This window comes from Arthrobacter humicola, assembly GCF_022803015.1.
Lineage (GTDB): Bacteria > Actinomycetota > Actinomycetes > Actinomycetales > Micrococcaceae > Arthrobacter > Arthrobacter humicola_A.
The window spans coordinates 258,079-270,653 of sequence record NZ_JAFKON010000003.1 but is presented as its reverse complement, the minus strand read 5'-3'; the positions used below and the strand labels follow the sequence as shown (position 1 = coordinate 270,653).

Genomic DNA, 12,575 nt, shown 5'->3' with positions numbered 1-12,575 from the left:
GCGCCGGCATCTCGGGTTGACCGGAGCCACCGCTCACCGGACCCGACTCCACAGCGTCGTGGCAAGAGGGCTTGGTGTGGACAGCAGATCGAAGCTGTCCATGCAAGCCCGGGCCAGCACCTGCGTAACTGTTAGTACAGGAGGCCGGGCTGGCCTACAATTCCAGTTAGAAAAACACTCTGTTGCGCCCGTCACACACCGGCGTGCCGAGTGGGGCCAATGTTGTCCCTCCCATACGCACGATCAGGAGGAAGGACGTCTCCAATGACCCAAACTCTTCACAGCCCCAGCTGGTCCGATCCGGACCAGCCCTCGGCTGCCGCGTCACCCTTCAGCCGCTTCGCGGCGATTCCGGCCGCTGCCGGACTCTACAATCCGGAGAACGAGAAGGACGCCTGCGGCCTGGCCATCATCGCCACGCTCCGCGGTGAGCCTGGCTACGACATCGTCGACGCCGCCCTGACCGCCCTGCGCAACCTCGAGCACCGCGGTGCCGTGGGCGCCGATGAAGGTACCGGCGACGGCGCCGGCCTCCTGATGCAGGTGCCGGACGAATTCTTCCGCGCAGTCACGGACTTCGAACTTCCGGCCCCCGGCCAGTACATCGTGGGAACCGCGTTCCTGCCCGCCGAGCAGCGCGAATCCGACGCCGCCCGCGCCGGCATCGAAGGCCTCGCCGCGGACGAGGGCCTGACCGTTCTTGGCTGGCGTGAAGTCCCGATCGTGGCCGACCTGGTCGGGGCCATGGCCCGGGCCTGCATGCCGTACTTCTCGCAGCCGTTCTTCGCCTCCAGCACCGGGGAAACCCTCGAGCGCAACGAGCTCGATTCCCGCGCCTGGCGGATCCGCAAGCGCGCCCAGAACAAGTTCGGCGTGTACTTCCCGTCGCTCTCCTCCCGGACCATCGTCTACAAGGGCATGCTCACCACCGCGCAGCTCGAGCCGTTCTACCCGGACCTGTCGGACAAGCGCTTCAAGACCAAGCTCGCGATTGTCCACTCGCGCTTCTCCACCAACACGTTCCCGTCCTGGCCGCTGGCCCAGCCGTTCCGCACCATCGCGCACAACGGCGAGATCAACACCGTCAAGGGCAACCGCAACTGGATGCGGGCCCGGCAGTCGCAGCTCGCCAGCCCGCTGCTGGGGGACTCACCCGAAGAGCTGTTCCCGATCTGCACCCCGGGCGCCTCGGACTCGGCCTCCTTCGACGAGGTCGCCGAACTGCTCTGGCTCTCCGGCCGGCCCATCACGCACTCAATCATGATGATGATCCCGGAGGCGTGGGAAAACCACGCCACCATGGATCCGGCCCGCCGCGCCTTCTACGAATACCACTCGATGCTCATGGAGCCGTGGGACGGCCCGGCGGCCGTCTCCTTCACGGACGGCAACCTGGTCGGCGCCACGCTGGACCGCAACGGCCTGCGCCCGGGCCGGTACTGGATCACCGAGGACGGCCTGATCGTTTTCGCCTCCGAAGTCGGCGTGATCGACGTCGAACCCTCCAAGGTGGTCAAGAAGGGCCGCGTCTCGCCGGGCAAGATGTTCCTGGTGGACACCGGGGCCGGACGGATCATCGACGACGCCGAGGTCAAGGCCGAGGTCGCCGCAGCGAACCCCTGGGCCGAATGGGTCAAGGACAACCTGATCGACCTCAAGAACCTGCCCGAACGCGAGCACGTCGTGCACACCGCCGCCTCGGTCAACATCCGCCAGCGCACCTTCGGCTACACCACCGAGGAACTGAAAATCCTGCTGGGCCCGATGGCCCGGACCGGCGCCGAACCGCTCGGTGCCATGGGCTCGGACACCCCGGTGGCCGTGCTGTCCAAGCGCCCGCGGCTGCTCTTCGACTACTTTGTGCAGTCCTTCGCGCAGGTCACCAACCCGCCGCTGGACGCCATCCGTGAAGAGCTCGTCACGTCACTGACGTGCGCAATCGGCCCGAACGGCAACCTGCTGGACACCAAGCAGGTCCGGCAGCCGCAGGTCTCGCTGCCGTTCCCCGTGATCAACAACGACCAGCTCGCCAAGATCGCGAACATCGAGAGCGCCGACGGCGGCAAGGTCGCCATGAAGGTCCGCGGACTCTACCGCCCCGAAGGCGGCGAGAACTCCCTCCGGGCCCGGCTCACCGAAATCTGCGAGCAGGTCTCCGGCGCCATCAACCGCGGCGTCCAGTACGTGGTGCTCTCGGACCGCGACTCGAACGCCCAGTGGGCCCCTATCCCGTCCCTGCTGCTGGTCAGCGCCGTGCACCACCACCTGCTGCGCAGCGCCAACCGCACCAAGACCGCGCTCGTGGTGGAAGCCGGCGACGTCCGCGAGACCCACCACGTCGCCGTGCTCATCGGCTACGGCGCCTCCGCCGTGAACCCGTACCTGGCCATGGAATCCGTGGAGCAGCTCATCGCTTCCGGCGACGTCGTGGGGGTCACCCCGCAGGACGGCGTCTACAACCTGATCAAGGGCCTGGGCAAGGGCGTCCTGAAGATCATGTCCAAGATGGGCATCTCCACCGTGGCCTCCTACACCGGTGCACAGACCTTCGAAGCGCTCGGCCTCGGCCAGGACCTCGTGGACGAGTACTTCTCCGGCACGCACTCCCAACTCGGCGGCGTTGGCCTCGACGTCATTGCCGCCGAAGTCCTGGCCCGGCACCGCATGGCCTACCCCGAGAACGGCATCGAACTGCCGCACCAGCCCCTGCTCGGCGGCGGCGAATACCAGTGGCGCCGCGACGGCGAACCCCACCTGTTCAACCCCGAGACCGTCTTCCGGCTCCAGCACGCCACGCGTGAACGCCGCTACGACATCTTCAAGGCCTACACCCGCGGCGTTGACGACCAGTCCGAGAACCTCATGACCCTGCGCGGTCTGCTGAAGTTCAAGGCCGGTTCGCGTCCCGCGGTGCCGCTTGAGGAAGTGGAACCGGTTTCCAGCATCGTCAAGCGGTTCTCCACCGGCGCCATGAGCTACGGCTCCATCTCCAAGGAAGCCCACGAGACCCTCGCGATCGCCATGAACCGGCTGGGCGGCAAGTCCAACACCGGTGAAGGCGGCGAGGACGTGGACCGGCTGCTCGATCCCACCCGCCGTTCCGCGGTCAAGCAGATCGCCTCCGGCCGCTTCGGCGTCACCAGCCTGTACCTGTCCAACGCGGACGACATCCAGATCAAGATGGCCCAGGGTGCCAAGCCCGGCGAAGGCGGCCAGCTGATGGCGCAGAAGGTCTACCCCTGGGTGGCCCGCACGCGGCACTCGACCCCCGGCGTCGGCCTCATTTCGCCGCCCCCGCACCACGACATCTACTCGATCGAGGACCTCGCGCAGCTGATCTATGACGCCAAGCGCGCCAACCCCTCGGCCCGGGTGCACGTCAAGCTCGTCTCCGAGGTCGGGATCGGCACCGTGGCGGCCGGCGTCACCAAGGCGAAGGCCGACGTCGTGCTGGTCTCCGGGCACGACGGCGGTACCGGCGCCTCGCCGCTGAACTCGCTCAAGCACGCCGGTGTCCCGTGGGAACTCGGCCTCGCAGAGACGCAGCAGACGCTCATGCTCAACGGACTGCGTGACCGTGTGGTGGTGCAGGTCGACGGCCAGCTCAAGACCGGCCGCGACGTCGTGATCGCCGCGCTGCTCGGTGGCGAGGAGTTTGGTTTCGCCACCGCCCCGCTGGTGGTCTCCGGCTGCATCATGATGCGCGTCTGCCACCTGGACACGTGCCCGGTGGGCGTAGCAACCCAGAACCCCGAGCTGCGGTCCCGGTTCAACGGCAAGCCAGAGTTCGTGGTGAACTTCTTCGAATTCCTCGCCGAGGAAGTCCGGGAAATCCTCGCCGAGCTGGGTTTCCGCAGCATCGAGGAGGCGATCGGCCATGCCGAGATGCTCGACTCCCGCGACGCGATCAACCATTGGAAGGCCGAAGGGCTGGACCTGGATCCGATCCTGCACGGGCTCGAGTTCGACAACGACGCGCCGCTGCGCAACCTCACCGGCCAGAACCACGAACTCGACAAGCACTTCGACCAGCGCCTGATCGCCATGGCGGCCGAAGCCCTCAGCGACCGCACGCCGGTGAAGATCTCCGTGAACGTCATCAACACGGACCGCTCCGTCGGCACCATGCTCGGCCACGTCGTGACGAAGACCTTCAGCACCGACGTCCTGGCCACGGACACCATTGACATCACGCTCAATGGCACCGCGGGGCAGTCGCTCGGAGCATTCCTGCCGGCCGGCATCACGCTGCGCATGTTCGGCGACTCCAACGACTACGTCGGCAAGGGACTCTCCGGCGGCCGCATCATTGTCCGGCCGGACCGCACCAACGTGTTCCCCGCCGAGCGCAACGTAATCGCCGGCAACGTGATCGGCTACGGCGCCACAAGCGGTGAGCTGTTCCTCCGCGGCCAGGTCGGCGAACGCTTCCTGGTCCGCAACTCCGGCGCCACCGCGGTGGTCGAAGGCATCGGGGACCACGGCTGCGAGTACATGACCGGCGGCCAGACGCTCATCATCGGCCGCACCGGCCGCAACTTCGGCGCCGGCATGTCCGGGGGCACGGCCTACGTGCTGGACCTGCAGACCGAGCGCGTCAACAAGCAGGCCCTCGAGTCAGGCGAGCTGCAGCTGCGCGAGCTCGACGCCGAGGACCGTGACATCGTCCACGGGCTGCTCGTCAAGCACCTCGAGGAAACCGAGTCGCTGCTCGCGGCACGGCTCCTCGAGAACTTCGATGACACCGCAGCCCGCATAACCAAGGTGCTGCCGCGCGACTACGCGGCCGTCCTGCAAACCCGTCTTGACGCCATCGAAGAGGGCCTGGACCCCGACGGCGAAGAAGTTTGGTCTCGAATCCTGGAGGTGACCGGTGGCTGATCCACGCGGATTTCTGAAAGTACGTCAGCGTGAAACCCAGCCGCGCCGTCCCGTCCCGGTCCGCATCATGGACTGGAAAGAGGTCTATGAGGCCCAGGAAAAGGGTGTCCTGAAGAGCCAGGCAGGCCGCTGCATGGACTGCGGCGTCCCGTTCTGCCACCAGGGCTGCCCGCTGGGCAACCTCATTCCGGAATGGAACGACCTCGTCTGGCGGGACAAGGGCGACGAAGCGATGGAGCGGCTGCACGCCACCAACAATTTCCCCGAATTCACGGGCCGGCTGTGCCCTGCCCCCTGCGAGGCGTCCTGCGTACTCGGCATCAACCAGCCCGCGGTGACCATCAAGCAGGTCGAGGTGTCCATCGTGGACCAGGCCTTCGAGAACGGCTGGGTCAACCCACTGCCGCCCGCGCGACTGACCGGCAAGACGGTCGCCGTCGTCGGGTCCGGCCCCGCCGGGCTCGCCGTCGCCCAGCAGCTGACCCGGGTGGGCCACACTGTGGCCGTGTACGAGCGCGACGACAAGATCGGCGGCCTCCTGCGCTACGGGATCCCCGACTTCAAGATGGAAAAAGAGCAGGTGGACCGCCGGCTGGAGCAGATGAAGGCCGAAGGCACCCGGTTCCGCACCGGGGTGGCCGTCGGCACCGACGTGACGTGGGAGCAGCTGCGCCGCCGGTACGACGCCGTCGTCATCGCCACCGGGGCCACCGTCCCGCGTGACCTGCCGATCCCGGGCCGCGACCTCGACGGCGTCCACTACGCCATGGATTACCTCGTGCCGGCCAACCGGGTGGTGGCGGGGGAGACCGTGGAGAACCAGATCAATGCCGCGGGCAAGCACGTGGTCATCCTCGGCGGCGGCGACACCGGCGCCGACTGCCTCGGCACCGCGCACCGTCACCAGGCCGCGTCCGTGACCACACTGGCGATCGGCAAGCAGCCGCCCGTCGAGCGGGCCGGCCACCAGCCCTGGCCGACGTTCCCCACCTTGTTCGAGGTCGCCAGCGCGCACGAGGAAGGCGGCGAACGCACCTACCTCGCCTCCACCGTGGAGTTCGTCGGGGAAAACGGCAAACTCAGGGGCGTCAAGGTTGCGGAGACGGAATTCGTCGACGGCAAACGCCTGCCGAAGGCCGGCACCGAGCGGATCATTCCGGCGGACCTCGTCTTCTTGTCCCTGGGCTTCACCGGCGCCGAGCCGGCCGGGATCACCGACCAGGTCCAGGCCGACTTTGACGGCCGCGGCAACGTGGCACGCGACGGCTACTACATGACCAACACTGAAGGCATCTTCGTCGCGGGCGACGCCGGCCGCGGCCAGTCGCTCATCGTTTGGGCCATCGCCGAAGGGCGGGCCTGCGCGGCCGCGGTGGACAAGTTCCTGATGGGCAGCACCATTCTGCCGGCACCCGTGGCGCCGACCGACCGTGCGATGGCTGTTCTGTAGTCCCACAGGACCTCCGGGATTCATCCGCACTTCAACTTAATCCATGCAACACACCAGTAGGGTAGGTATATGAGACGCGCTAAAATCGTGGCCACTTTCGGACCGGCAATCGCAAGCTTTGACAACACGCTGGCCGTGCTGGAAGCCGGCGTTGACGTGGCACGCATGAACATGAGCCACGGCGATTACTCCGTGCACGACAACACCTACGAGAACGTCCGCAAGGCTGCGGGACAGCTCGGCAAGGCCGTGGCCATCATGGCCGACCTGCAGGGCCCGAAGATCCGCCTCGGACGTTTCGTCGACGGTCCCCACCTCCTGGAGGTCGGTGACACGTTCACGATCACCACCGAGGACGTTCCGGGCACCAAGGACATCTGCTCCACGACCCTCAAGAGCCTGACAGAGGACGTCAACCCGGGCGATGCCCTGCTGATCGACGACGGCAAGGTCGCCCTCCGCGCGATCGACGTCGACGACGTCAAGGTGGTCGCCCAAGTGATTGTCGGCGGCTGGGTTTCCAACAACAAGGGCATCAACCTGCCCGGCGTTGCCGTCAACGTGCCGGCGCTGAGCGAAAAGGACGAGGACGATCTGCGCTGGGCCATGCGCCGCGGCGTGGACATGGTTGCCCTGTCCTTCGTCCGGGATGCTTCGGACATCGTCCGCGTGCACGAGATCATGGACGAGGAAGGCCGCCGCGTGCCGGTCATCGCCAAGATCGAGAAGCCGCAGGCCGTGGAGCAGCTGCACGAGATCATCGACGCCTTCGACGCCATCATGGTGGCTCGTGGCGACCTCGGTGTGGAACTTCCCCTCGAGGAAGTGCCGATAGTGCAGAAGCGCGCCATCGAACTGGCACGCCGCTGGGCCAAGCCGGTCATCGTGGCCACCCAGGTCCTCGAGTCCATGATCGAGAACCCGCGCCCGACCCGCGCCGAGGCCTCCGACTGCGCCAACGCGGTGCTGGACGGTGCCGACGCGGTCATGCTCTCCGGCGAGACCAGCGTGGGCAAGTACCCGATCGAGACGGTCAAGACCATGGCCCGGATCATCGAGTCCACCGAAGAGCACGGCCTGGAGCGCGTTCCCCCGCTGGGCACCAAGCCCAAGACCCGCGGCGGCGCCATCACCCGCGCCGCCGTCGAGATCGCCGATCAGCTGGAAGCGAAGTACATCTGCACCTTCACGCAGTCCGGTGACTCGGCACGCCGCCTGTCGCGTCTGCGCCCCATCAGGCCGGTCTTCGCCTTCACCCCGGTGGAGCACGTCTGGAACCAGCTCGCGCTGACGTGGGGCATCCAGCCGGTCCTGGTCCCGATGGTGGGCCACACCGACGAGATGACGGCCCAGGTTGACCGCAGCCTGCTGGAGCTCGACGTCGTCGAGGACGGTGACCTGGTGGTCATCGCCGCCGGTTCACCTCCCGGAAAGGCCGGGTCGACGAACCTGCTGAAGGTCCACAAGGTGGGCGACCTCGCCGACTTCGGCGGCCAGGGCGAAGCAGCCGTGGCCAAGGACAAGCTCGGCCCGTGGCCGGAAAAGAAGAAGAAGAACCGGGTCCAGGCCTAGTTCTGATAGCTTGAACGCAAAAGGGAGGATCCCCGCCGGCTGGCGGGGATCCTCCTTTTTTGGTGTTTGGTGCTTCGAGCGCGCGGCTGCCGGCTGCCGGCCGCCGAGCGCGGCCGGAACGGCCGGCCGCTAGTTGACCTGGTTGATGATGGTTTCGGCGACCTCGCGCATGCTGAGGCGGCGGTCCATCGAGGTCTTCTGGATCCAGCGGAAGGCTTCCGGTTCCGTCAGGCCCATCTTGGTGGTCAGGAGGCTCTTGGCGCGCTCCACGAGCTTGCGGGTGGCGAACTGCTCCTGCAGGTCCGTGACCTCGCTCTCGAGGGCCTTGATTTCCTCGTGGCGGGACAGCGCGATCTCCAAAGCCGGGATGAGGTCCGCCGGGGTGAACGGCTTGACCACGTACGCCATGGCGCCGGCGTCGCGGGCGCGCTCCACGAGCTCTTTCTGGCTGAACGCGGTGAGCAGGACCACGGGGGCGATCCGGGCCTTGACGATCTTCTCCGCGGCCGAGATGCCGTCCATGACCGGCATCTTGACGTCCATCAGGACTAGGTCGGGCTTGAGCTCCTCGGCAAGCTGGACGGCCTTTTCGCCGTTGTCCGCCTCGCCGACGACGTCGTAGCCTTCGCCCCGCAGGATCTCGATGATGTCCAGGCGGATGAGGGTCTCATCCTCGGCGACGACAACGCGGCGCGCCGGCTGGGAAGTGGGGGTTGACTCCGTCTGTTCTGACACGGGAACTCCTTGGAAAGGTACGGCGGGAACTCAACCATCATAGGTTTTGTCCGCCGATGTACTTGGACCGGTTTGGTTCGATGCGGCGTCACTGGCGCGATTCTGGAATTCAGCCTATCTGCATGTAGAGTAATTTCGCGCACTGGAAGCGATCGCGTTGCTCACAGCACTGTGGCAGGCTGATTGTTACACCGGTGTACTCCGCGCCCGAGTGGCGGAATTGGCAGACGCGCCGCACTCAAAATGCGGTATCGAAAGGTGTGTGGGTTCGAGTCCCACCTCGGGCACGTGTTTTCCCTGTTCAGGGGCTTGTGGGCCGCTGAGTGTGTACAAAACTACAAAAAGTGTGTACAGCGGCGTAGCATTTTGCTGTGGCCAGCATCAGCACGCGCGTGAAAAAAGACGGTTCCAAGTCGTTCATCGTGCGCTGGCGCGATCCGGGTACCCGTAAGAATCAAGGCCTGACAGTCGCAACTCAGGCGGAGGCCGAAACCCTTAAGCGCCTGCTGGACGCGAACGGGCAGTCCTTCGCGATTGCCCAGCAGGCCATACTTTCCAACCAGACCAGGGTGCCCACAGTCGCCGAGGTTGTCCAGGAACATATCGACCTGCTGATCCGGCCGTCCAGCGGAACCACCAGGACGTACCAGATGATGCTGGACCTTCACATCAGGAACGTCATTGGCCACATTCCCGTGGACAAGCTCGACTATCGGCACCTCAACCATTGGGCTAAGTCGATGATGGCGAAGGGCAAGTCTCCGAAGACGATCCACAACGTTCATGGCCTCATCTCCGCAGCGATGAACACTGCGGAGATGCTGCACTACATCCCTCGGAATCCGTGCCGCGGCGTTCAGCTGCCGAGTATCGACAAGGCTGAAGACGAAGCCATGTCCTCACGCACTCCGAGTACAACATGATCCTTGAAGTCATGGGGGAGCGGTACAAGACCTTCACCAACTTCCTGGTCATGACAGGAACCAGATTTGGGGAAGCGACGGCACTCAAGGTGGCCGACGTCGATTTGCTCTCCAAACCGCCCACGGTGCGGATCAACAAGGCCTGGAAACGGGACGGCCAGTCGCAGTACTACATCGGGGCCACCAAGACCGGCGCGGGCAAGCGGACCATCGGTCTCAACCCGGCGCTGGTGGAACTTCTGGTAGCCCTCGTGGCAAGTCGCCCTGGCGACGAACTCCTGTTTACGACACCTAAGGGCGAGCGGATTATCCACAAGCTCTATTGGCACCACTACTGGGTTCCTGCGGTCCAAGCAGCTCAGGCACATGGGCTGAAGAAGTCGCCCCGCATCCATGACCTCCGGCACACGCATGCGTCTTGGCTGATCCAGGACGGGGTGTCGCTTTTTACGATCTCGCGCCGCCTTGGCCACGCCTCAACGCGGACTACGGAGCAGGTCTACGGCCACTTGATGCCCGAGGCGCTGCAGGCCGGCGCTGACGCCACTGAGAGGTCGATTACGGGGTTCACGCGCTGACACTGGACATTGCCACTCTCTCGCGGTCAGGGTTTCTGGTTGCTGACCGGCGCGAGACGCCGCCGTGCCCTTGTACCGATCAGCCGTTCCTGCGGGGTTGAACCCGCATGAGCCGGGACCTCGCGCAGGCGGGCGATCTCCGCGATGTGCTCAGAGGTGAAGATGATCTTTCCCTTGCCCCAGCAGACGTGCGGGAAATTGCCGCTGGCCGCGCCCTCCCGCAGCCAGGCCTCCGTGCACCGCATTAGGGCCGCCGCCTCAGCCGGCTCGTAGAACTCAAGATCCATTGGAACTCCCATTTAGTGGTCGGGATGGAAGTTCATGCGGCCTTGGGCTGGTGTGCACATGACCCGCTTTGGAATTTCAGCTTGGGCGCCGGAGATGCACCACTCCTATGTACCTCCGAAGGTACTGGCCCAGCCTCCAGCGTTGGTGCTTTTAAAGCGCGAAACAGGCAATGTGAGGGACAAGCGGCTCAGTATTGATGACGGGCATGTTCCCGTCGTACACGTACCTGACATCGGAGGACGTGTAGCCGTCAGCACATCTGGGCGCTGGCGAACTCACCTGCGCTAGAACTGGCGCAGACGTCTTCCGTGGGGGCGGTGGCCTCTAGTGTTCGAGGATGAGTCAACCGGCAGGCTCGTGGACGCCGCCGTGCCCTTACGCTGGCACCGATGGTGACCAAACCCTCCCGGCTAGTGTTCCTGGGCCTGCCGGATAGCAGACACCCCCAAATGTAACCAAACTTCTAGGGCTTTAGTGCTCGGACCTCGCCGGACGACTCTCCACGGAGGTCTTTCCTGATAGCCGCCAACAATTTGGCTCGGAGTAGAGTCATCTGCGCCTCAAACGCCGTCCTATGGGTGACGCTGACAACATCCTTTATCCTCCTCGCCTCCAACATGGCCTCGAGCATCAAGTTCAAATTTCGGGCGGCTGAGTTCAAGGCGTCTTCCAGTTTGGCGTCGTCTAGGTGGAGCCGCCGCAGAAGTGCGACGGGGCCGCAGGACAAAGGGACAGCTCAACGGTTAGGACCCAACAGCAGGGTGGAGTTCGTTCTCCGCGCGACATGGATCAGCGAGAGCTCGTTTGGATCTCGGCATTTATTGGAGGTTGAGACGCAATTCGATGCGACTGGACAGTGTGCGCATCCGTCGGAAACCTATAGACATCGGCACAGCCGCATAGCATCATGTTCCGTATATTCCAGTCAGGAGACCCCGATGAGATGCGTCCTCCCTCTCGCTCATGGTCCTGGTACCGACCCTGCAACACGCCTTCATCGCCTGACATTGAGCGCTCGCCTCCTGGGCGGTGACGCGCGCGGTCTATTTATATCGGATCACCTCGCCCAAAGAGATGGCGCGCTTACCGCCCCCACACATTGAAGGGGACACAATGACCAACTTCCTCGACAGCCCGCCGCCGTTCGACTTCTCAGATGCTGCAGCTCGCGAACTGTGGGGTTTACTAGCGGCCAACTATCAGAGCAAGCCGTCCGTGCGCGACCTTCTGGCGCTGGACCAGATCGACCCCGCCGAGATCGATTGGGATCAACCGATGCGGTGGGTTTGGCGGGACATCCTGCAGCTAACGTTCAAGCAAGCAAAACTAAAACCGCTGCTGAAACTGATCCAGGACGGTGGCGATTCGTCCGTCGCAGCTAGGATCGGCGAGTTGCTCGAGTTGACTCCGATTACCGCGCCCCCTCCGTCGGGTGGGTCTCCTAACTGGCGGGGATTCGGTGATCCAGGAATGGAAAAGGTTCTTGAAGCCGAGCCAACTTTCCTTGATATCGCCTTCCTGCGACGCGGGCTGGAACTCAGTGGTGGCGTTTGTCGTCTATTGGTGACGCTATCTGGGGAAAAGTACTACGGAACCGCTTTTCGCATTAACGACGACACGGTACTAACTAACCACCATGTGTTATTCGACCACGATCATGGCAACGCCCCAGCCACCGAAGTCGAAGCCTGGTTCGGCTACGAACGGTCGTTCGCCGGCCTTGACGCGGTACCCACTAAGCTGTCCGGTGATCCATCCACCATCCTTGGTAACGAAACCCACGACTGGGCCGTCGTCAAGCTCCATGGCCAGATGCCTGCCACCGCTGCGACCATCAAACTGACCGGGGCGAAGCCAGTCAAGCCCGATGAACGCGTGTACATTATCCAGCACCCAAACGGGGCACCGAAAAAAATCGGGATGATTCACAACGTCGTGCGGTTTGCCGACGACGACGTAGTGCAGTACCTGACGGATACCGAGGGCGGATCATCCGGCTCGCCTGTTTTCAACGAAGAGTGGGAACTGGTCGCACTCCATCATCAGTGGGTTGAGGCGAGAGTTAATGGTGCAACCGAGGTTCGTAACCAGGGCCGGCGAATCGAGCGGGTCGTCGAGGGCTTGCATGCCGCAGGACTGGCGTAGGCG

The 12,575-nt window shown here is 64.5% G+C and carries 8 protein-coding genes and 1 tRNA gene; 7 read left to right on the top strand and 2 right to left on the bottom strand.

The genetic code is table 11. The annotated features are described in order from the left end of the window. The first annotated feature begins 264 nt into the window (after nt 1-264). The 3 genes from gltB (at nt 265) to pyk (ending at nt 7,903) form a co-directional block, all read left to right on the top strand. Entirely contained in the window at nt 265-4,881 is a 4,617-nt protein-coding gene (gltB, locus tag ARTB_RS08655; RefSeq protein ID WP_028277048.1) for a glutamate synthase large subunit, read from the top strand. Then, on the top strand, nt 4,874-6,331 hold the full coding sequence (locus ARTB_RS08650; RefSeq protein ID WP_243179064.1) for a glutamate synthase subunit beta: 1,458 nt from the start codon (nt 4,874-4,876) through the stop codon (nt 6,329-6,331). Before gltB ends, ARTB_RS08650 begins: the two co-directional genes overlap by 8 nt. Before the next feature lie 69 nt (nt 6,332-6,400). After that, nucleotides 6,401-7,903, top strand: a complete 1,503-nt coding sequence (gene pyk, locus ARTB_RS08645) for a pyruvate kinase (protein WP_243179062.1) — start codon at nt 6,401-6,403, stop codon at nt 7,901-7,903. Nucleotides 7,904-8,032: 129 nt separating this feature from the next. On the opposite strand, the gene ARTB_RS08640 is transcribed toward pyk, so the two are convergent. Further along, nucleotides 8,033-8,638 carry an ANTAR domain-containing response regulator gene (locus ARTB_RS08640; RefSeq protein WP_018772478.1) on the bottom strand — a complete coding sequence of 202 codons (606 nt, stop codon included), beginning with the start codon at nt 8,636-8,638 and terminating at the stop codon, nt 8,033-8,035. 205 nt (nt 8,639-8,843) lie between these two features. Here ARTB_RS08640 and ARTB_RS08635 point away from each other — a divergent pair. From ARTB_RS08635 to ARTB_RS08625, 3 genes are all read left to right on the top strand, one after another. Next, nucleotides 8,844-8,925 (top strand) — tRNA-Leu (locus tag ARTB_RS08635). Between the two features lie 84 nt (nt 8,926-9,009). Next, nucleotides 9,010-9,561 (top strand): hypothetical protein, encoded by a 552-nt coding sequence (locus ARTB_RS08630; RefSeq protein ID WP_243179060.1) that lies wholly within the window; start codon nt 9,010-9,012, stop codon nt 9,559-9,561. Continuing rightward, complete coding sequence (locus ARTB_RS08625) at nt 9,558-10,139, top strand: site-specific integrase (protein WP_243179058.1); 582 nt, start codon at nt 9,558-9,560, stop codon at nt 10,137-10,139. The genes ARTB_RS08630 and ARTB_RS08625 overlap by 4 nt, the downstream gene beginning before the upstream one ends. A gap of 26 nt (nt 10,140-10,165) precedes the next feature. Here ARTB_RS08625 and ARTB_RS08620 read toward each other — a convergent pair whose 3' ends face one another. Then, entirely contained in the window at nt 10,166-10,426 is a 261-nt protein-coding gene (locus ARTB_RS08620) for a hypothetical protein (RefSeq protein ID WP_243179057.1), read from the bottom strand. 1,114 nt (nt 10,427-11,540) lie between these two features. Between ARTB_RS08620 and ARTB_RS08615 the strand changes: the two genes are divergently transcribed. Beyond that, nucleotides 11,541-12,572, top strand: coding sequence for a trypsin-like serine peptidase (locus ARTB_RS08615; protein ID WP_243179055.1), 1,032 nt, complete (start codon nt 11,541-11,543; stop codon nt 12,570-12,572). The last annotated feature ends 3 nt before the right edge of the window (nt 12,573-12,575 follow it).